The sequence below is a fragment of the Pseudomonas morbosilactucae genome (genome assembly GCF_023241665.1).
In the GTDB taxonomy this organism is placed as follows: domain Bacteria; phylum Pseudomonadota; class Gammaproteobacteria; order Pseudomonadales; family Pseudomonadaceae; genus Aquipseudomonas; species Aquipseudomonas morbosilactucae.
Genome location: NZ_JALQCX010000033.1, coordinates 123530 through 144365 on the forward strand (window position 1 = coordinate 123530; position 20836 = coordinate 144365).

Genomic DNA, 20836 nt, shown 5'->3' on the forward strand with positions numbered 1-20836 from the left:
AAAGCACGCTCGGAATGCGCATGGAGGTCCCTAAACTGCGCATCCTCTTTTTGCCTTGCCTGATCTTAGCTCGGCGAGCTTTCGTACAAACCCTGGGACTGCTCGCTCTGTGGCGTGACTCGCAACACCTCCTCCAGGGTGGTCAGGCCGGCAGCGACCTTCTGCGCACCGGATAGACGCAAGCTGCGCATGCCGTCTCTGGACGCCTGGCGGCGCAAGGCCGACAGGTCCGTGTCGCGGCTGACCAGGGCCTTGAGGCGGTCGCTGATCGGCATGATCTCGTAGACCCCGGCCCGCCCGTGGTAACCGGTGTCTCGGCACTCTGCGCAGCCGACGGCGCGACAGGCATGCTCGGGCAGGGGCAACTGCCAAGGATGGATCAGGGCCTGCCAGTCATTGGCATCGAGGTCCAGGGGCGCCTTGCAGTGCGGGCACAGGGTGCGCAGCAGGCGCTGGGCCATGACGCCCAGCAGGGTGGCCTTGATCAGGTACGGCGCGATGCCCAGTTCCAGCAGGCGGCTGATGGCGCCTGGGGCGTCGTTGGTGTGCAGGGTCGAGAGCACCAGGTGCCCGGTGAGGGCAGCCTGGATGGCCATCTCGGCGGTTTCCAGGTCGCGGATCTCGCCGATCATCAAGATGTCCGGGTCCTGGCGCATCAAGGCGCGCACGCCGCTGGCGAAGTTCAGGTCGATGTTGTGCTGGACCTGCATTTGGTTGAACGCCGGCTCGACCATTTCGATCGGGTCTTCGATGGTGCACAGGTTGACTTGGGGCGTCGCCAGCGTCTTCAGGGTGGTGTAAAGGGTGCTGGTCTTGCCCGAGCCGGTGGGCCCGGTGACCAAGACAATGCCATTGGCCTGACGGGTCATGTGCAGCCAGCGCTGCCGGTCTTCGGACGAGAAACCCAGTTGCTCGAAGTCCTTGAGCAGCACCTGTGGATCGAAGATGCGCATCACCAGTTTTTCGCCGAAGGCCGTGGGCAGGGTCGACAGCCGCAGTTCCACGGGGTTGCCCTGGGCTGTCTGGGTCTTGATCCGGCCGTCCTGGGGTTTGCGTTTTTCTGCGACGTTCATTCGGCCCAGGCTTTTCAGGCGGCTGACCATGGCGATGGTCACCTGGGGCGGGAATTGATAGACGTTGTGCAGCACGCCGTCGATGCGAAAACGCAGGGTGCCGTGCTCCCGTCGAGGCTCAAGGTGGATATCGCTGGCCCGCTGTTGAAAGGCGTACTGGAACAGCCAGTCCACGATATTGACGATGTGCGCGTCATCGGCGTCGGCCGCCTGGTCCCGGTGGCCGAGGTTGAGCAACTGTTCGACGTTGCCCGGAGAAGGGCCGTGCTGTTCGCTGTTGGCGCTGCTGACCGATTTGGCTAGGCGATAGAACTCCAGGGTGAAGCGACGGATGTCGGCCGGGTTGGCCACCACCCGCCGGATCGGTCGCTTGAGTACATGGGCCAGGTCGGCTTCCCAGCGCTGGATATAGGGTTGGGCACTGGCCACAGTCACCGCCTGGCTGTCGACAGCGACCGCCAGGATGGCGTGGCGCTGGGCGAAGGCGCAGGACATCAGCGGGGTGATGCGGGCAACGTTGATTTGCAATGGATCGATGCGCAGATAGGGCTGCCCGGCTTGGCCGGCCAGCCACAGGGTCAGGCTTTCCAGATCCAGGCGTTGGCCCGGCCGGCCGAGATCATCCAGTTGCTGGCCGGCGAGAAATTCCAGGGGGTGCTGTGTGCCCGGGTTGGCGCCGGGCCGGGCTGCGAGGGTGCGTTCGGCGCAATCCGGGCTGATGCGTTCTTGGGCGACCAGTTCCCGCAGCAGATCGTCGAGATCCAACCAGCGGTCTTGAGCGACACGGGTGACGGACATGGGGCCTTCCTTGGACCTTGGGCAATGGTTGTGACCAAGGGTAGTGCGCGGCGCCCCGAGAGCTGCCCACCAAGGGTTGCAAGACGTTGCCCCGGGGCCTCTCAGCCGGCGGCTTGCAAGCGGGAAGTCTCGGCTGGCTGCTGTTCTACCGAGCACACGCTGATCAGGTTACGAAGTTTTTCGCCGATCACTTGGGCTCGGTGCCAGCTCAGCCCATCCAGTGCCAGGTCCATGCACAGCAGCCCGTCCCGTTGTTGCACCTGAAGCTGCTGTGGCACCAGGCCCTGCAAGGCGAACGGGTTGAGCACCCGGCATAGGACGTCGGCGTCGGCTTCGGCGATCACCTGGTAATGCACGGCGCAATGGGTATTGCCGGCGTTCCAGACGTCGGCGCGGCTCGGTTCGGTGGGAACGGCTTCGAGAGGGGGCATGGTGTTCTCCAAATCAGTGGAGAAATCTTTACATGGGATGATGGGTATTTCTTATCTAATATGGTCGTTATTGGCGAATAAATGAATGGATTTATTCGTAATCTGGCTTTATAGAGGTTTATTTATGCAAAGCGAGTTGGACGCTTATGACCGGCGCATTCTGGCCTTGCTGCAAGAGGACGCCTCGCTGTCCAGTGCACAGATTGCCGAACAGGTCGGCTTGTCCCAATCCCCGTGCTGGCGCCGGATCCAGCGCATGAAGGAGGAGGGGGTGATTCGCGGCCAGGTGACCTTGCTAGACCGCAAGAAGATCGGCCTCAACACGCAGATTTTTGCCGAGGTCAAACTCAACGCCCATGGGCGCTCCAACTTCACAGAGTTCACCGAGGCGATTCGCGGTTTTCCCGAGGTGCTGGAGTGTTATGTGCTGATGGGAGCGGTGGATTTTCTGTTGCGCATCGTCACGGCGGATATCGAGGCGTATGAGCGCTTCTTCTTCGAGAAGTTATCGATGGTGCCGGGGATTCAGGAGGTGAACTCGATCGTCGCTTTGTCGGAGATCAAGTCGACCACCAGCTTGCCAGTATTGCGCTGAAACGGCTGGTGGGACTTTCGGCGACGCACCGGCTCCTGGAGGAGCCGGCGATTTACCTGAGGGGTCAGAAGCGCAGGAGGGTTTTCCAGGCGCGGTTCTGGAACACGGTGATTGCCTGTTGCTTGCGGGCGTCCAGGGCTTCGTCGCTGATGGGCTCGTTGGCCAATTGCGCCAACTTGTTCAACTCGCCGTAGAGACGGTCCAGCTCCGGGATTTCCAGCACGTTGCGCGCATGGTGCATCCAGGCCTGGATGCGTTCGATGCGCGGCAACTGCTCGGCCAGGTCTTCCGGTTGCTGCTGGTAACGCGGCAATTGCAGGGCCACGGCTTCTTCGGCCAGCAGGCGCGGTAGCCAGTTGCCCAGTTGCGCGGCGCCCTGGCGATTGCCCCGGGTGTTACGGTCGGCTGCCCAGGTGCGGGCCAGCAACCAGCGCGAGGTGTTCAGGGAGAACAGGCCCCAGCGCACGTCTTCCAGTTCTTCGATGAACTGCTCCGGTGCGGCTTTACGGACGTCTTCGTCTTCCAGGCCAGCCTGGACCAGTGGACGCCAGTCTTCCAGCAGCCCATCCAGGGAGGCGCGCAGTTCGCCCGTGGCCTGGCGCGGCGCGGCCTGACCGAGGCTGCTGACCAGGGCGCGCAGTTCGGCGAGGTTGTCGACCCAGTCCTGCAGCAGGCGCCAGTGGCCGTTGAAGCGATACTGCTCGGCCAGTCGTTGGCTGCTGCCCAGCAAGTGCCAGGTCAGGGCCGCGAAGGCGTCGTCCAGGGGCATTTCTGCGGTCAACTCCGGCGCCGGCAGGCTCAGGGAGTAGCTGTTGGCGTCGAACAGGCGATAGCCGCGCTCGGCCTTGCTGATGTCGCAAGGCATCAGCGCCAGGGTCGCGGCCAGTTCGGCGGCCAGTTCCAGCAGGGCAGCGGGCTCGCCTTCCCGCAGTTCCAGTTCCAGCTCGCAGATTTCTTCCTTCTGCTTGCCAGCGACCACATGGCCCAAGTCCAGGGCCGCTTCGATCACCACCTTGGCCTTGCCGCGACCCCAGGCAATTTCCGCGCGCTCGCGGACGAAATCGGTGGTGAAGATCGGCTTCAGGGTCTTTTTGTCCAGCTCGGCCAGTTCCGCCGGCCAGCATTCGCCGTCGAGTTTTTTTACGTCGAGCTTGGCTTTGGCCAGGTGCCAGTCGTACTCGTTGCGTTCCGACAGGCCAGCGATGCTTTGGCCGCGGGTCTTGAGGGTCTGGATCACTTCTTCACCGTCGCGGCGCAGGCGCAGGGCAACCTTGGCCCGGGCCAGGTCGCGCTCGGGGGTGTCGAAGTATTGGTTCATCAGTTCACGGCGTTCCCAGCCACTTTTGTTGCGTTTTTTCAGCAGCGGGTGCTCGCGCAGGGCGGCGAGGGTTTCGCGGCTGACGCGGAGTTTGATTTCGGTTTCTTTCTGCATGGCCGGAAAATCCAGGATCGGGAGCGCAGCCGGGGGAAGGTGTGGCTGCCAAGGCCGTGCAGTGTACAGGACTCGCTGCCTGGAGGTGCCGCGACGGTTTATTCCGCTGACAAGATGGCTCTATGATGGGCCTCATCTTGGCTCTCGGGAGACAGCGCACATGCCATTGCCGTCCATGAAAGATCAGTTCGCCGCGCTGATCGCCGCGCCGTCGGTCAGCTGTACCCAACCTGCACTGGATCAATCCAACCGGGCGGTTATCGATCTGTTGGCCAGTTGGCTGGGCGACCTGGGTTTTGCCTGCGATATCCAGCAGGTCAGCCCCGGCAAGTTCAACCTGCTGGCCAGTTTTGGCAGCGGCCCTGGTGGCCTGGTATTGGCTGGCCACAGTGACACGGTGCCCTTCGATGGCGCCCTGTGGCAGACCGACCCGCTGAAGCTCACCGAAGTCGATGGCCGCTGGGTCGGGCTCGGCAGTTGCGACATGAAGGGGTTTTTCGCCCTGGTCATCGAAGCCGTGCAGCCATTGCTGGACCAGCCCTTCAAGCAGCCGCTGCTGATCCTCGCCACGTGCGATGAAGAAAGCTCCATGGCTGGCGCCCGCGCCCTGGCCGAGGCGGGGCGACCCCTGGGGCGTGCGGCGGTGATTGGCGAGCCCACGGGCCTCAAGCCGATCCGCTTGCACAAGGGGGTGATGATGGAGCGCATCGACATCCTCGGGCGCAGCGGCCATTCCTCGGACCCGAGCCTCGGCCACAGCGCCCTGGAGGCCATGCACGACGCCATGGGCGAGCTGCGTGGCCTGCGCCTGGCCTGGCAACGCGAGTTCCGCAACCCGCAATTCAGTGTGCCTCAGCCGACCCTGAACTTTGGCTGCATCCATGGTGGCGACAACCCCAACCGCATCTGCGGGCAGTGCTCCCTGGAGTTCGACCTGCGCCCCCTGCCGGGCATGGACCCACAGGCGCTGCGCGAGGCTATTCGGCAGAAGCTGAATCCGATCGCTGAGCGCCATCAGGTGAAAATCGACTACGCGCCGTTGTTCCCGGAAGTGCCGCCCTTTGAGCAGGCAGAGGATGCCGAATTGGTCCGGGTGGCCGAAAGACTCACCGGCCATCGTGCCGAAGCAGTGGCGTTCGGCACCGAAGCGCCTTATCTTCAGCGCCTTGGTTGCGAGACCCTGGTGCTCGGCCCTGGCGACATCGCCTGTGCCCACCAACCCGGGGAATACCTCGAAATGTCACGCTTGCAGCCTACCGTGCATCTACTACGTGAACTGATCGAACATTATTGCCTGACCCCGGCCCAGCCTCGGTAAATCCTGGTTGCCCAGGTCCGTATCTATGAGGAGAGCGAGCGTGTCGCCAAGCCTGTTCCGACGATAACCATCAGCCCGATGTGCGTTTTCCGTTTCGTCCTTTCTATAGGCTGCTTTTTATTTACAGGCTCAGGTTCATGCCCGACTACGTTAATTGGCTTCGCCACGCTTCCCCGTACATCAATGCCCACCGTGATTGCACTTTCGTCGTGATGCTGCCCGGCGACGGTGTCGAGCACCCGAATTTCGGCAATATCGTTCATGACCTGGTGCTGTTGCACAGCCTGGGCGTGCGCCTGGTGCTGGTGCACGGTTCACGGCCACAGATCGAAACCCGCTTGGCGGCCCGCGGCCTGACCCCCCATTACCACCACGGGATGCGCATCACCGATGCTGCGACCCTGGAGTGCGTCATCGACGCCGTTGGCCAATTGCGCATCGCCATCGAGGCGCGGTTGTCCATGGACATGGCGTCTTCTCCGATGCAGGGCTCGCGCCTGCGGGTGGCCGGCGGCAACCTGGTGACCGCTCGTCCGATCGGTGTACTGGAAGGCGTCGACTATCACCACACCGGCGAAGTGCGGCGCGTCGACCGCAAAGGCATCAATCGCCTGCTGGATGAGCGCTCCATCGTCCTGCTTTCGCCCCTGGGCTATTCCCCCACCGGGGAAATTTTCAACCTGGCCTGTGAAGACGTGGCCACCCGCGCCGCCATCGACCTTGGGGCTGACAAGCTGCTGCTGTTCGGCGCCGACATGGGCCTGATCGATGAAAACGGCAAGCTGGTGCGTGAGTTGCGCCCGCAACAGGTGCCTGCGCATTTGCAGCGCCTGGGCGCCAACTATCAGGCCGAGTTGCTGGACGCCGCCGCCGAGGCTTGCCGGGGCGGAGTGGGGCGCAGCCATATTGTCAGTTACGCCGAAGACGGTGCCTTGCTCACCGAACTGTTCACCCGTGACGGTGGCGGCACGCTGGTGGCCCAGGAACAGTTCGAACTGGTCCGCGAGGCAGCCATTGAAGACGTGGGCGGTTTGTTGGATTTGATCAGCCCGCTGGAAGAGCAGGGGATTCTGGTGCGGCGCTCCCGAGAGGTGCTGGAGCGGGAGATCGAGCAGTTCAGCGTGGTTGAGCGTGAAGGCATGATTATCGCCTGCGCGGCGCTCTACCAGATCGCCGAGTCTGACGCCGGGGAACTGGCGTGCCTGGCGGTGAACCCGGAGTACCGTCATGGCGGTCGGGGTGACGAACTGTTGGAAAGGATCGAAACCCGGGCTCGTGCCCAGGGCCTGAAAACCCTGTTCGTGCTTACCACTCGGACTGCTCACTGGTTTCGCGAACGTGGGTTTGTGCCGAGCAGTGTCGAGCGCCTGCCTTCGGCGCGAGCGTCGCTGTACAACTACCAGCGCAACTCGAAAATCTTCGAAAAGACCCTCTGAAGGTTGCCCCCTGTCGGCCTCGAACCACTGCGTTCGAGGCCTTGCTGGCGGCTAGGCGGTGGTTGTTGCAGATGTCAGAAATAAGTCTGATCGATACAAAAACTGTAACAAATTGACGCGACCATAGGCGTTTCGCCATGATTGCGCCGATTTTTCCGATAACGCCGGCTTTTTTAGCAGGGGCATCGCCGGAAAAATCTTATCTGTACCAGGGAATATCCTTCAGGAATGGGCTTAAGCGTCGGTGGTTACACGTGCCGGCGAGGTATTGCGTCGAAGAGTCATATTCCTGAATGGTATGAAAAAGAATGAAATAATTCTTTTTGGGTTTATGGAAAGTTCATTACCCTGCAGGGACCAAAACACAGCGATTAGACCTTGGTCTTAGACACAGATAGTTACGATTGACTTGTCAGTCACTGTCTGGCGCTAATCGCGCATCTGTGGATCCGGGCATTTCGACCCAGGACCAAAGAATCACAAAAATTAGAAACGAGAGGAGCGAAACATGAATAAGTCCACCTTGGCCCTGGCTGTGGCCGTAGGGGTTTTGGCGCAACAAGCAAGCGCCGCCGGTTTTGTCGAAGACAGCAAGGCCAGCATCACTGCCCGTAACTTCTACATCAACACCGATAACCGTGATGGCACTGCCAATCCTTCCAAGCAGGAAGAATGGGGTCAGGGTTTCATCTTCAACTTCACCTCCGGCTACACCCAAGGCACCGTAGGCTTCGGCGTCGACGCCATCGGCCTGCTGGGCATCAAGTTGGACTCGGGTAAAGGCACTGCCTACAACGCCGGTAGCGCGAACAAAGGCGGCACCGTTTTCCCAAGCGACAACGATGGCCGTGCGGTCGATGACTTCAGCAGCCTCGGCCTGACCGCTAAGGTCAAGGTTTCCAAGACTGAACTGCGCCTGGGCACTCTGCAGCCAAAACTGCCAGTGGTTACCACCAACGACGGTCGTCTGCTGCCGCAAACCTTCCAGGGTGGCCAGATCACTTCCAACGACATCGACAACCTGACACTGGTTGGCGGTAAGTTGGAACACGCCAAAGGTCGTAACTCGACTAACAACGATTCGCTGACCATCGCGGGTTCCAACGGTGCGACCACCACGCCAACCGCGAACAAGCGCAGCAATGAGTTCTACTACGCGGGTGGTGACTACAAGATCACCAAAGACCTGACCGCTCAGTACTACTACGGCGAGCTGGAAAACTTCTACCAGCAACACTTCCTGGGCCTGACCCACAACCTGGCACTGCCAGTGGGTAGCTTGAAGTCGGACCTGCGTTACTTCAACAGTGACTCCGATGGCAAGAACGGCAGCCAGGAAGGTCGTATCTCCGGCTATCGTGCTAGCGGCGTCAACAATGGCGGTGAAGTGGACAACCGCACCTGGAGCGCCAAGTTCACCTATAGCCTGCAAGGCCACGCTCTCAGCGCCGGCTACCAGCGCGTGAACGGCACCAGCGACTTCCCGTTCCTGAACCAGGGTGACGGCGCCAGCAGCTACCTGATCACCGACTCGCAGATCGGCAAGTTCCAGCGCGCCGGCGAGCGCACCTGGTTGGCCCAGTACGCGTACGACTTCGCCACTGTGGGCTTGCCAGGCCTGACCACTTCCGTGGTCTACCTCAAGGGTGACAACGTCAACGTTAACGCTGGTAGCGACAAGGGTGAGTGGGAACGTGACTTCTCCCTCGGCTACGTTGTTCCGGAAGGCACTCTCAAGGGCCTGGGCCTGGCGTGGAAAAACGCCTCGCTGCGCTCCGACGTTGCTTCTCAGCGTAACCAGGACGAAAACCGTCTGATCCTCAGCTACACCCTGTCGATCTTGTAATACCGCAAAAAAACTGGCCCGGCGCAATGCCGGGCCAGTGTTGCTTCCAGTCAGGCCCACCCCCGTGAGCCCTCCTGAATCCCCTCTTTTACAGCGACTCAAGGCCTTCTCGAACCTTGTTGAGAATGGTGGTCTTCGCGTGCGCGTGAGTCCAATGAAGAGATTTTTAATATTCCTTTTGGGTCTTAATAAATCGATATTTATTCTTTTTAAATAAGCTCCAGTGCAGGCAGAGTAGCTCTATCACGCACTCACAGGAGCAGCACCATGAGCCTCAGACTGGGCGACATCGCCCCCGACTTCGAACAGGATTCCAGTGCCGGCAAGATTCGTTTCCACGAGTGGCTGGGCGATAGCTGGGGCGTGCTGTTCTCTCATCCGGCGGACTTCACCCCGGTGTGCACCACGGAGCTGGGCTTCACCGCCAAGCTCAAGGATGAATTCGCCCAGCGCGGGGTCAAGGCCATCGCCCTGTCGGTGGACCCAGTGGACTCGCACCACAAGTGGATCGAAGACATCAACGAGACCCAGAACACCCTGGTCAATTTCCCGATCCTGGCCGATGCCGACCGCAAGGTTTCGGACCTCTACGACCTGATCCACCCCAACGCCAATGACACCCTGACCGTACGTTCGTTGTTCGTCATCGACCCGAACAAGAAGGTGCGCCTGACCATCACCTACCCGGCCAGCACCGGGCGCAATTTCCACGAAATCCTGCGGGTGATCGACTCCCTGCAGCTCACCGACAACTACAAGGTGGCCACCCCGGCCAACTGGCAGGACGGTGATGAAGTAGTGATTGTGCCGTCCCTCAAGGACGAAGAGGAAATCAAGAAACGCTTCCCTAAAGGTTATCGCGCAGTGAAGCCCTACCTGCGACTGACCCCGCAGCCCAACCGCTAATCCACCTTTATCCGGGCGCCGGCTTGCCGGCGATCAGGCCGCGGCTACCCGACGCCGCGTGCCAGGTTTTTCAGATCCACAAAGCAGGGGGTTCAGGCCGTTTTGACGGCCTATTTTTTTGTCTGGAGAAAAACCCCTTACATATTCGCTTATGGAATAAACAAATGAATAAATAAGATTTATGGATATATAAATAGGCTGTTAATGTCTGCTCAACCCAGCGAGATCGCAAACCGCGAATCGCCATTGATCGCTCAAGGAAACCTGCATGTTGGTCGTCTCACTCGGTGGCAGTCCAAGCCAGCGTTCCCGCTCCGGGGTGCTGCTGGACCACGCCAAGCGCTTGTTGCAGGAACAGGGTGTGGAAGTGGTCAGCTATCAGGTACGGGACTTCCCGGCCGAAGATTTGCTGCACGCTCGCTTCGACAGCCCCAAGGTGCTTGACCTGTTGCAGCAGATTGACCAGGCCGACGGCCTGCTGATTGCCACGCCGGTGTACAAGGCTTCGTTTTCCGGCGCGCTGAAGACCCTGCTGGACCTGCTGCCCGAGCGTGCCCTGAGCCACAAGGTGGTACTGCCCATGGCTACAGGCGGCAGCATTGCCCACATGCTGGCGGTGGATTACGCCTTGAAGCCGGTGCTCTCGGCGCTCAAGGCCCAGGAGATGCTGCACGGTATCTTTGCCGAGGACAGCCAGATCGCGTACGGCGAGGGCAGTGTCCAGGCGCAGTTGGCGCCGGCTTTGGAACAACGCCTGAAAGAGGCCCTGGAACAGTTCCACAGCGCCTTGGCCCGCCGGCCAAAGCCGCTGGATCCCAATGCACTGAATGAACGTTTGTTGAGTGCTCGCTGGAGCATTTAAGCCTCACCGCTGAACCCATGATGAATCAGTAGTACTCACCTTACTCAGCCGCCAACGGCCAAGCAGGTGCAGCCTAAACCCAACAGCAAATAAGGAGAGCGCCATGCGCCCTGTGATTTTGCGTCGCGGTCTGGTCGCTCTGTTTGCTGCGGCTGTGTCCTTCGGCGCCATTGTTCAAGCTCAAGCCGCCGAGACCTTGCGGATCGGTTATCAGAAGTACGGCACCCTGGTGCTGCTCAAGGCCAAGGGCTCCTTGGAGAAGCGCCTGGCCGCGCAGGACGTGAAGGTGCAATGGACAGAGTTCCCGGGTGGCCCACAGTTGCTCGAAGGCCTTAACGTGGGCTCCATCGACTTCGGCGTCACTGGCGAAACCCCGCCGGTCTTTGCCCAGGCCGCTGGCGCGGACCTGCTGTACGTGGCCTATGAGCCGCCAGCCCCTACCAGCGAAGCGATCCTGGTGCCCAAGGATTCACCGATCAAGTCGGTGCAGGATTTGAAGGGCAAGAAAGTCGTTCTCAATAAAGGCTCCAACGTTCACTACCTGCTGGTGCGCGCTCTGGAAGACGCTGGCCTCAAGTACAGCGATATCCAGACCGTGTTCCTGCCGCCGGCCGATGCCCGCGCCGCGTTCGAGCGTGGCAGCGTCGATGCCTGGGTGATCTGGGACCCGTACCAGGCTGCTGCCGAGCAACAGCTGCAAGCCCGCACCCTGCGTGATGGCAGCGGCATCGTCGACAACCATCAGTTCTACCTGGCGACCAAGCCGTACGCCGAACACCACCCCGAGGTAATCAAGGCGCTGGTGGAAGAGGTGCGTGCCGTGGGCGAGTGGTCCAAGGCCAACCCGCAAGAGGTGACCAACCAAGTGGCGCCGCTGCTCGGCTTGCCCGCCGACATCACCCTGACCTCGGTGAAACGCCAGGGTTACGGCGCACTGTTCCTGACCCCGGAAGTGGTCGCGGCCCAGCAGAAAATCGCCGACAGCTTCTATCAGCTCAAGCTGATTCCCAAACCCTTGAGCATCAAGGACGTGATCTGGACCCCGCCAGCCGCCGTAGCCAAAGCGCCGTAATTCGAACCCCTTAGGAGACAACTCCATGAGCCTTAACATTTTCTGGTTCCTGCCTACCCACGGCGACGGCCATTACCTTGGCACCGCCGAAGGCGCTCGCGCCGTCGATCATGCGTACTTGCAGCAGATCGCCCAAGCGGCCGATCGCCTGGGTTTTGGCGGCGTGCTGATCCCCACCGGGCGGTCCTGCGAGGACTCCTGGCTGGTGGCCGCGTCGCTGATTCCGGTGACCCAGCGTTTGAAGTTTCTGGTTGCCTTGCGCCCCGGGATCATTTCCCCGACGGTGGCTGCGCGCCAGGCGGCGACCTTGGATCGTCTGTCCGGCGGTCGTGCGCTGTTCAACCTGGTGACCGGTGGCGATCCGGATGAATTGGCCGGCGATGGGTTGTTTCTCAGCCACGAAGAGCGCTATCAGGCCTCGGTGGAATTCACCCGCATCTGGCGTCGGGTGCTGGAAGGCGAAACCGTCGATTACGACGGCCAGCACATCAGCGTGAAGGGCGCCAAGTTGCTCTATCCGCCGATCCAGCAACCGCGGCCGCCGCTGTACTTCGGCGGCTCCTCGGAAGCTGCCCAGGACCTGGCCGCCGAGCAGGTGGAGATGGTGTTGACCTGGGGCGAGCCACCGGCTGCCGTGGCGGAGAAGATCCAGCAGGTTCGGGAAAAAGCCGCCAAGCTCGGGCGCACCGTGCGCTTCGGCATTCGCCTGCACGTGATCGTGCGGGAAACCAACGCCGAAGCCTGGCAGGCCGCAGAGCGCCTGATCTCCCATGTGGACGACGAGACCATTGCCCGCGCCCAGGCGTCCCTGGCGCGTTTCGACTCCGTGGGCCAGCAACGCATGGCCGCGTTGCACGGTGGTAACCGCGACAAGCTGGAAGTCAGCCCTAACCTGTGGGCCGGCGTCGGCCTGGTGCGGGGCGGTGCCGGTACGGCGCTGGTGGGCGATGGGCCGACCGTGGCCGCGCGCATGCAGGAGTACGCGGACCTGGGCATCGACACCTTTATCTTTTCCGGTTATCCCCACTTGGAAGAATCCTATCGCGTGGCCGAGCTGTTGTTCCCGCACCTGGATATCGAACGTCCCGAGCTGCCTAAAGGCGCCGGTTATGTCAGCCCGTTCGGCGAAATGGTCGCCAACGACATCATCCCCAAAGCTGCGTCCCAGAGCTGAGGCGTGGCCATGAACAGACAAAACATTCTCCATCGCCTGGCACCCTGGGCCCTGCCCGTGCTGTTGCTGGCGGTCTGGCAACTGTCGGTCTCGGCCGGCTGGTTGTCGACACGTATCCTGCCGGCCCCCAGTGCGGTGATCGAAGCCGGCGTGAGCCTGGTGCGCAGTGGCGAAATCTGGACTCACCTGGCCATCAGCGGCTGGCGTGCAGCTGTCGGCTTCGTCATCGGCGGCGGCATCGGCCTGGCCCTGGGCTTTATCACCGGCCTGTCGAAGTGGGGCGAACGCCTGCTGGACAGCTCGGTGCAGATGATCCGTAACGTGCCGCACCTGGCGCTGATTCCCCTGGTGATCCTGTGGTTCGGCATCGATGAGTCGGCGAAGATTTTCCTGGTGGCCCTCGGCACCCTGTTCCCGATCTACCTCAACACCTATCACGGCATTCGCAATGTCGACCCGGCGCTGGTGGAGATGGCGCGCAGCTACGGCCTGTCCGGGTTCGGCCTGTTCCGCCAAGTGATTTTGCCGGGGGCGCTGCCTTCGATCCTGGTGGGCGTGCGTTTTGCCCTGGGCTTTATGTGGCTGACCTTGATCGTGGCGGAAACCATCTCGGCCAGCTCCGGCATCGGCTACCTGGCGATGAACGCCCGTGAATTCCTGCAGACCGACGTGGTGGTGCTGGCCATTGTGATGTACGCCATCCTCGGCAAGCTGGCCGACCTGGCTGCTCGCGGCCTGGAGCGTGTGTGGTTGCGCTGGCATCCGGCCTATCAAGTGAATAAAGGAGGTGCGGCATGACGGCTCAACAACCTCCACGCCTGCTGCGGGGTATTCCCCTGGCGGTGCGCAAGTTGCGCAAGGCCTTTGGTGCCCGGGAGGTGCTCAAGGAGATCGACCTGCACATTCCGGCGGGCCAGTTCGTGGCCGTCGTGGGCCGCAGCGGTTGCGGTAAAAGTACCTTGCTGCGCCTGCTGGCCGGCCTCGACAAAGCCAGCGGCGGTGAGCTGCTGGCGGGTTCCGCGCCGCTCGCCGAAGCCATTGAAGACACGCGGTTGATGTTTCAGGAAGCGCGTCTGCTGCCGTGGAAAAAGATCATCGATAACGTCGGCCTGGGTCTTAAGGGCGACTGGCGTCCCAAGGCGCTGGAGGCTCTGGAGGCGGTGGGCCTGGCCGAGCGTGCCAATGAGTGGCCGGCGGCCTTGTCCGGTGGGCAGAAGCAGCGTGTGGCCCTGGCTCGCGCCTTGATCCACCAGCCGCGCCTGTTGCTGCTCGATGAGCCTTTGGGCGCGCTGGATGCCCTGACGCGTATCGAGATGCAGCAACTGATCGAGAACCTTTGGCAGAAGCACGGCTTCACCGTGTTGCTGGTGACCCACGATGTCAGCGAGGCCGTGGCCATTGCCGACCGGGTGATCCTGATTGAAGACGGCGAAATCGGCCTCGACCTGCACGTCGACCTGCCGCGTCCACGAGCCCGTGGTTCCCATCGCCTGGCGGCGCTGGAAGCCGAAGTCCTCAACCGTGTGTTGTCGTTGCCCGGCACACCGCCGGAACCCGAACCTGTTTCACCGCTGCCTACGCAATTGCGATGGGCGCAATAAAAGCAGCGGCAAGCTTTTAGCTTCAGGTGGTAAGGGAAAGCAGAGCGCTTTGACTTGCAGCCAGTCGCTAACAACTTGCAGCTATTTCAACCCCAGGAGAAATCGTATGACCATTAAAGCCATCAACGTTCGCAACCAGTTCAAAGGCACCATCAAGGAAATCGTCGAAGGCGACGTACTGTCGGAAATCGACGTGCAGACCGCGTCCGGCATCGTCACTTCCGTGATCACCACCCGTTCGGTCAAAGAGCTGGAACTGGTGATCGGCAGCGAAGTGATTGCCTTCGTGAAATCCACCGAGGTGTCGATCGCCAAACTGTGATCGCCAGTCCCTTGGGCGTTGGTTGATCGCTCACGCGCGTTGCGTGGGAGCGATCACATCGCCGACAAGCCGGCTCTGCAAGGGGCGGGTTAGCGTTTGGGCAGGTACGTGGGCAAGTAGAGCCCCACATATGCATCGAATACTCGCATCCCTTCCTCGGCCATGCGCGGGGTGATCTGCCCATGCTGATGCACCGAGCGTGCATACACACGGTCGCTCAGCTCCAGGGCCAGGGCGAATACGTCCACGTCGCTGGGTAAGGTCGGCACCTCGAAGTGGCGGTTGAACACCTCCAGCATCAAATCCCCCAATTCCAGATCATGCTGGCGGTCCGCCTGGGTGACTTCGGTCAGTCCGTGCTGGGCGAGGATCAACTGGCGCGCGGCGGCATCGTTGCTGTAGATGGTGAGCATGCGTTGTTCGACCACGTAGGACAGGTCGCGCCAGTGCTTGAGTGAATCGTGGTCGATGGGTGCCTGGATGGCGGCCCGGAAGGCCGCGTGGACATCAGCGGTCAAGGCTTCCAGCAGTGCCGGTACGCTGGCGAAGAAGTGATACACCGACGACGGCGGAATCTGCGCCCGTTCGGCCACGCTGTAGATCGACAAACTGGCCACGCCTTCGGCAGCCAGCAAGGTGCGGGCGGCGTCGAGGATCGCGTCGATCCGGGCCTGGCTGCGGGCGCGGGGTTTGCGAGGGGCGGCGGGGCGGGTTGTCATGGAAGTCTCCTACAAGGCAGCGGGCATTGTATGAGCAGGAAGGTGTGTTGTCTGCCAAACCGCTATCGCCCAGGCCGGCTCCTGCATTGAACACGCGTCAACCTGTAGGAGCTGGCTTGCCAGCGATCCGCCGCAGGCGGCCATAAAAAAAACGCCGCAGGCTGGGGAGCCTGCGGCGTTGTTTTTTGCACTGGCCGCTTACACGGTGTGCAGGTACCAGTTGTATTCGAGGTCGGAGATGGAGTGTTCGAACTCCTCCAGCTCGCTCTCTTTACAGGCCACGAAGATATCGATGTATTTCGGATCGATGTACTTGGCCATGACTTCACTGTCGTCGAGCTCGCGCAAGGCATCGCGCAAGTTGTTCGGCAGGCTTTGCTCGTTCTGTTCGTAGGAGTTGCCTTCCACCGGTGCGCCAGGCTCGATCTTGTTGGTCAGGCCGTGGTGCACGCCTGCCAGGACCGAAGCCATCAGCAGGTAAGGGTTGGCGTCGGCACCCGCCACGCGGTGTTCGATACGCACGGAGTCGGCCGTGCCGGTCGGCACACGGATCGCCACAGTGCGGTTGTCCAGGCCCCAGCACGGCGAGTTCGGCACGTAGAACTGTGCGCCGAAACGGCGGTAGGAGTTGACGTTCGGGCAGAGGAAAGCCATCTGCGCCGGTAGGGTCTCGAGCACACCGCCGATCGCGTGACGCAGTGCGGCGTTCTGCTCGGGATCCTCGCTGGCAAAGATGTTCTTGCCGTCTTTATCCAGGATCGAAATGTGTACGTGCAGACCGTTGCCCGCCTGGCCCGGGTAAGGCTTGGCCATGAAGGTGGTGTCCATTTCATGGTCGTAGGCGATGTTCTTGATCAGGCGCTTGAGCAGTACCGCGTAATCGCAGGCCTTGATCGGGTCGGCGACGTGGTGCAGGTTGACTTCGAACTGCGCCGGGGCACTTTCCTTGACGATGGCGTCGGCAGGGATGCCTTGTTCTTTGGCACCTTCCAGAATGTCCTGGAGGCAGTCGACGTATTCGTCGAGGTCGTCGATCAGGTAGACCTGTGTCGAGTGCGGACGCTTGCCGGAAATGGGCGAGCGGGGCGGCTGTGGACGGCCGTTCACGTTCTCCTGGTCGATCAGGTAGAACTCCAGTTCGAACGCAGCGCAGATGGTCAGGCCCATCTCGTCGAACTTGGTCACCACCTGGCGCAGGACTTCACGCGGGTCGGCGAAGAAGGGGTCGCCTTCGAGTTCGTGCATGGTCATTAACAGTTGCGCGGTCGGGCGCTTCTGCCAGGGTTCATTGCACAGGGTGTCGGGAATGGGATAACAGATTCGGTCAGCATCACCGATGTCCAGGCCCAGGCCGGTGCTTTCCACCGTAGAGCCGTTGATATCCAGAGCAAATAGAGAGGCCGGCAGGTTGATGCCTTTCTCGTAAACCTTGTGGAGACTGGTGCGTTCAATGCGCTTGCCGCGCACCACACCATTCATATCCGCAATCAGAAGGTCAACGTAGAGAACCTCAGGATGTTCCTTAAGGAACGCGTTCGCTTCGTTAAGCTGAACGGCACGCGGGGGTACCGACATGATGCAACACCTTTGTTGTTAAAAATATCAATCATTGATCTTTTCTGGTTTCAGTCAACCCGAACGGCATGCCGAAGTCAAGCAAGGCCTTTTTTGCCCTAATAAAGCGCTTAGGGGGCTCTTTTGGGGCAAAACAGGGCATATTTTTGTCTTCGAACTCCTCGGGCACCGCAGGCTTGAGCGGGGCGTGTTGTATTTTTTACGGGGGTGTTGTGTAAAAAAATGAACAAGGCTAAGCTCGATTCAAACCCATAACACCAATAATACCGGGGTGTTTCATGTATCGCCTGCCGTTAATCGGCGTCACCGCCTGCTCCAGGCAGATCGGTCTGCATGCTTATCACATCAGTGGCGACCCGTACGTCCATGCCGTGGCAGTCCCTGCCAAGGGCATGCCAGTCATTCTGCCTTCTCCTGCAGATGATCTGGAACCGTCCGATATTCTGGACGGTTTGGGCAGCACCCTCTTTACCAGTGACCTCTCCAATATAGAACCCCAGCCCTGCCCAGTGCCCGTCGCTGCGTCGAATTCTGCCCATGATTCTGCACGAGATATTCGCCCAGCGCCGTCGATTGGCAGCGTCGTAGTGGCCGCCATGACGCTGCCGGGCAGCGGCCGTTGCGCCGAGGGAGGCAAGGCTTTTGCTTTTAGAGGTGCAACGGCGCCCTGAATGGCAGGTAAGCTCCAACCCTCACCTGCGGGCTGTCTTCCAGGCCTGTGGTGAGGCCTGCCGCAAGCAGGCACAACAGCGCGGCGCCAATGCGTCAAACAACGCCTGACTTATAAAGAGTCAGGCAACTCAGCCTAGAGGCATTTATGAGTAACAACCTCGACCAGCTCACCGATTGGTTGAAAGACCACAAGATCACAGAAGTCGAATGCATGATCGGCGACCTCACCGGGATCACCCGGGGCAAGATTTCGCCGACCAACAAGTTCATCGCCGAAAAAGGCATGCGCCTGCCCGAGAGCGTGCTGCTGCAGACCGTGACCGGCGACTATGTCGAAGACGACATCTATTACGAACTGCTGGACCCGGCCGACATCGACATGATCTGTCGCCCGGACCAGAACGCCGTGTTCCTCGTGCCCTGGGCCATCGAACCCACCGCCCAGGTGATCCACGACACCTACGACAAGCAAGGCAACCCTATCGAGCTGTCGCCGCGCAACGTGCTGAAGAAGGTCCTCAAACTCTATGCCGACCACGGCTGGCAGCCCATCGTGGCGCCGGAGATGGAGTTCTACCTGACCAAGCGCAGCGACGACCCGGACTACCCGCTGCAACCGCCGGTGGGTCGCTCCGGCCGCCCGGAAACCGGTCGCCAATCCTTCTCCATTGAAGCCGCCAACGAATTCGACCCCTTGTTCGAAGACGTCTACGACTGGTGCGAGCTGCAGGAGCTGGACCTCGATACCCTGATCCACGAAGACGGTACGGCGCAGATGGAGATCAACTTCCGTCACGGCGACGCCCTGTCCCTGGCCGACCAGATCCTGGTGTTCAAGCGCACCATGCGTGAGGCGGCGCTCAAGCACGACGTGGCGGCGACCTTCATGGCCAAGCCCATGACCGGCGAGCCCGGCAGCGCCATGCACCTGCACCAGAGCATCATCGATATCCAGACCGGCAAGAACGTCTTCTCCAATGAAGACGGCTCCATGAGCCAGCTGTTCCTCAACCACATTGGCGGCCTGCAGAAGTTCATCCCCGAGCTGTTGCCGCTGTTCGCGCCCAACGTCAACTCGTTCCGCCGCTTCCTGCCCGATACCTCGGCGCCGGTGAACGTGGAGTGGGGCGAAGAGAACCGTACCGTGGGCCTGCGGGTGCCGGACGCCGGGCCACAGAACCGTCGGGTGGAAAACCGACTGCCGGGCGCCGACGCCAACCCGTACCTGGCAATTGCCGCCAGCCTGCTGTGTGGCTACATCGGCATGGTCGAAGGCCATAACCCCAGCGCCCCCGTGGTCGGCCGTGGTTACGAGCGTCGCAACCTGCGCCTGCCGTTGACCATTGAAGATGCCCTGGAACGCATGGAAAACAGCAAGACCATCGAGAAGTACCTGGGCCAGAAGTTCATCACCGGCTACGTCGCGGTCAAGCGGGCCGAGCATGAAAACTTCAAGCGCGTGATCAGTTCGTGGGAGCGGGAATTCCTGCTCTTCGCCGTCTGATGCGCCGGGCGCCGCGGCCACAGGCGGCGCCCTTCACCGATAGTTAGGAGAATTGGCATGACCAGCAACAACCCGCAAACCCGCGAATGGCAAGCCCTGAGCAACGATCACCACCTGGCGCCTTTCAGCGACTTCAAACAGCTTAAAGAGAAGGGCCCACGGATCATCACCAATGCCCAGGGCGTGTACCTCTGGGACAGCGAAGGCAACAAGATCCTCGATGGCATGGCCGGTCTGTGGTGCGTGGCCATCGGTTATGGCCGCGACGAGCTGGCCGATGCCGCCAGCAAGCAGATGCGCGAGTTGCCTTACTACAACCTGTTCTTCCAGACCGCGCACCCGCCGGTCCTGGAGTTGGCCAAGGCCATTGCCGATATCGCTCCGGCCGGTATGAACCATGTGTTCTTCACCGGTTCCGGTTCCGAAGGCAACGACACCATGCTGCGTATGGTCCGCCACTACTGGGCGATCAAGGGCCAGCCGAACAAGAAGACCATCATCAGCCGGGTCAACGGCTACCACGGCTCCACCGTGGCCGGTGCCAGCCTGGGCGGCATGACCTACATGCACGAGCAGGGCGATTTGCCGATTCCCGGCATCGTGCACATTCCCCAGCCTTACTGGTTCGCTGAAGGCGGCGACATGAGCCCTGAAGAGTTCGGGATCTGGGCGGCCAACCAGCTGGAAGAAAAGATTCTCGAGGTCGGCGTGGACAACGTCGGTGCCTTTATTGCCGAGCCGATCCAGGGCGCGGGCGGTGTGATCGTGCCGCCGGACAGCTACTGGCCGCGCATCAAGGAGATTCTCGCCAAGTACGACATCCTGTTTGTCGCTGACGAGGTGATCTGCGGTTTCGGTCGCACCGGCCAGTGGTTTGGCAGCGATTTCTACGACATCCAGCCGGACATGATGACCATTGCCAAGGGCCTGACCTCGGGCTACATCCCCATGGGGGGCCTGATCGTGCGCGATGAAGTGGTGGCGGTGCTTAACGAAGGCGGCGATTTCAACCACGGCTTCACCTATTCCGGGCACCCGGTGGCGGCAGCCGTGGCGCTGGAAAACATCCGCATCATGCGCGAAGAAAAAATTATCGAGCGCGTCCATGCTGAAACGGCACCCTATTTGCAAAAGCGTCTACGGGAACTGAACGATCACCCGCTGGTGGGTGAGGTTCGCGGCGTAGGGCTGTTGGGGGCCATCGAGCTGGTCCAGGACAAAGCCACCCGTGCGCGGTATGTCGGCAAAGGCGTTGGCATGATCTGCCGGCAATTCTGCTTCGACAACGGCCTGATCATGCGCGCCGTGGGCGACACCATGATCATTGCCCCGCCACTGGTGATCAGTCCGGCCGAGATCGACGAGTTGGTGAGCAAGGCGCGCAAGTGCCTGGACCTGACCTTGAGTGCCTTGCAGGGCTAAGTGCTAGGCTCAGTGCGAAGTGCCTCCCGGTACTTCGCGCTGAGTGGATATAAAGGGTGGTGCTTTCCTTGAAAGCCG

At 61.1% G+C, this 20836-nt stretch carries 18 protein-coding genes and 1 pseudogene; 14 read left to right on the forward strand and 5 right to left on the reverse strand.

Going from position 1 to position 20836, the window contains the following annotated elements:
- Positions 1 to 65 precede the first annotated feature (65 nt).
- Both tfpB and M1B35_RS18070 read right to left on the reverse strand, forming a co-directional pair.
- Positions 66 to 1871: a type IV pilus assembly ATPase TfpB gene (tfpB, locus tag M1B35_RS18065; protein WP_268262684.1), complete on the reverse strand. Its 1806-nt coding sequence runs from the start codon at positions 1869 to 1871 to the stop codon at positions 66 to 68.
- A gap of 101 nt (positions 1872 to 1972) precedes the next feature.
- Positions 1973 to 2302: a hypothetical protein gene (locus M1B35_RS18070; protein WP_268262685.1), complete on the reverse strand. Its 330-nt coding sequence runs from the start codon at positions 2300 to 2302 to the stop codon at positions 1973 to 1975.
- 124 nt (positions 2303 to 2426) lie between these two features.
- Between M1B35_RS18070 and M1B35_RS18075 the strand changes: the two genes are divergently transcribed.
- Positions 2427 to 2897, forward strand: coding sequence for an Lrp/AsnC family transcriptional regulator (locus M1B35_RS18075; protein ID WP_123327724.1), 471 nt, complete (start codon positions 2427 to 2429; stop codon positions 2895 to 2897).
- A 64-nt stretch (positions 2898 to 2961) separates the two neighbouring features.
- Here the strand turns inward: M1B35_RS18075 and M1B35_RS18080 are convergent, their stop codons facing one another.
- Entirely contained in the window at positions 2962 to 4329 is a 1368-nt protein-coding gene (locus tag M1B35_RS18080) for a CYTH domain-containing protein (RefSeq protein WP_268262686.1), read from the reverse strand.
- 160 nt (positions 4330 to 4489) lie between these two features.
- On the opposite strand from M1B35_RS18080, the gene argE reads away from it, so the two are divergent.
- The 10 genes from argE (at position 4490) to M1B35_RS18130 (ending at position 14866) form a co-directional block, all read left to right on the forward strand.
- On the forward strand, positions 4490 to 5647 hold the full coding sequence (gene argE / locus M1B35_RS18085) for an acetylornithine deacetylase (RefSeq protein ID WP_268262687.1): 1158 nt from the start codon (positions 4490 to 4492) through the stop codon (positions 5645 to 5647).
- Positions 5648 to 5784: 137 nt separating this feature from the next.
- Positions 5785 to 7083 carry an amino-acid N-acetyltransferase gene (gene argA, locus M1B35_RS18090; protein WP_123327721.1) on the forward strand — a complete coding sequence of 433 codons (1299 nt, stop codon included), beginning with the start codon at positions 5785 to 5787 and terminating at the stop codon, positions 7081 to 7083.
- A gap of 508 nt (positions 7084 to 7591) precedes the next feature.
- Positions 7592 to 8929 (forward strand): OprD family porin, encoded by a 1338-nt coding sequence (locus tag M1B35_RS18095; protein WP_123327720.1) that lies wholly within the window; start codon positions 7592 to 7594, stop codon positions 8927 to 8929.
- Positions 8930 to 9196: 267 nt separating this feature from the next.
- Positions 9197 to 9835, forward strand: coding sequence for a peroxiredoxin (locus tag M1B35_RS18100; protein ID WP_123327719.1), 639 nt, complete (start codon positions 9197 to 9199; stop codon positions 9833 to 9835).
- A gap of 268 nt (positions 9836 to 10103) precedes the next feature.
- Positions 10104 to 10697: an NADPH-dependent FMN reductase gene (gene ssuE, locus M1B35_RS18105; protein ID WP_123327718.1), complete on the forward strand. Its 594-nt coding sequence runs from the start codon at positions 10104 to 10106 to the stop codon at positions 10695 to 10697.
- Between the two features lie 103 nt (positions 10698 to 10800).
- Entirely contained in the window at positions 10801 to 11769 is a 969-nt protein-coding gene (locus M1B35_RS18110) for a sulfonate ABC transporter substrate-binding protein (RefSeq protein WP_268262688.1), read from the forward strand.
- Between the two features lie 25 nt (positions 11770 to 11794).
- The gene (gene ssuD, locus M1B35_RS18115) at positions 11795 to 12943 is read left to right on the forward strand and encodes an FMNH2-dependent alkanesulfonate monooxygenase (protein WP_123327716.1); all 1149 of its coding nucleotides are present in this window, start codon (positions 11795 to 11797) and stop codon (positions 12941 to 12943) included.
- 9 nt (positions 12944 to 12952) lie between these two features.
- On the forward strand, positions 12953 to 13741 hold the full coding sequence (gene ssuC / locus M1B35_RS18120; protein ID WP_123327715.1) for an aliphatic sulfonate ABC transporter permease SsuC: 789 nt from the start codon (positions 12953 to 12955) through the stop codon (positions 13739 to 13741).
- Positions 13738 to 14544, forward strand: a complete 807-nt coding sequence (ssuB, locus tag M1B35_RS18125; protein WP_123327714.1) for an aliphatic sulfonates ABC transporter ATP-binding protein — start codon at positions 13738 to 13740, stop codon at positions 14542 to 14544. Before ssuC ends, ssuB begins: the two co-directional genes overlap by 4 nt.
- A 106-nt stretch (positions 14545 to 14650) precedes the next feature.
- Positions 14651 to 14866 carry a TOBE domain-containing protein gene (locus M1B35_RS18130; RefSeq protein ID WP_003213899.1) on the forward strand — a complete coding sequence of 72 codons (216 nt, stop codon included), beginning with the start codon at positions 14651 to 14653 and terminating at the stop codon, positions 14864 to 14866.
- 89 nt (positions 14867 to 14955) lie between these two features.
- Here the strand turns inward: M1B35_RS18130 and M1B35_RS18135 are convergent, their stop codons facing one another.
- Positions 14956 to 15585 (reverse strand): TetR/AcrR family transcriptional regulator, encoded by a 630-nt coding sequence (locus tag M1B35_RS18135; RefSeq protein WP_268262689.1) that lies wholly within the window; start codon positions 15583 to 15585, stop codon positions 14956 to 14958.
- A 198-nt stretch (positions 15586 to 15783) separates the two neighbouring features.
- The gene (locus tag M1B35_RS18140; RefSeq protein WP_123327712.1) at positions 15784 to 17160 is read right to left on the reverse strand and encodes a glutamine synthetase family protein; all 1377 of its coding nucleotides are present in this window, start codon (positions 17158 to 17160) and stop codon (positions 15784 to 15786) included.
- Positions 17161 to 17438: 278 nt separating this feature from the next.
- Here M1B35_RS18140 and M1B35_RS18145 point away from each other — a divergent pair.
- From M1B35_RS18145 to M1B35_RS18155, 3 genes and pseudogenes are all read left to right on the forward strand, one after another.
- Positions 17439 to 17940: pseudogene (locus M1B35_RS18145) on the forward strand (gamma-glutamyl-gamma-aminobutyrate hydrolase family protein).
- 37 nt (positions 17941 to 17977) lie between these two features.
- The gene (locus tag M1B35_RS18150; protein WP_123327711.1) at positions 17978 to 19336 is read left to right on the forward strand and encodes a glutamine synthetase family protein; all 1359 of its coding nucleotides are present in this window, start codon (positions 17978 to 17980) and stop codon (positions 19334 to 19336) included.
- Between the two features lie 57 nt (positions 19337 to 19393).
- The gene (locus tag M1B35_RS18155; protein WP_268262690.1) at positions 19394 to 20758 is read left to right on the forward strand and encodes an aspartate aminotransferase family protein; all 1365 of its coding nucleotides are present in this window, start codon (positions 19394 to 19396) and stop codon (positions 20756 to 20758) included.
- Positions 20759 to 20836 lie beyond the last annotated feature (78 nt).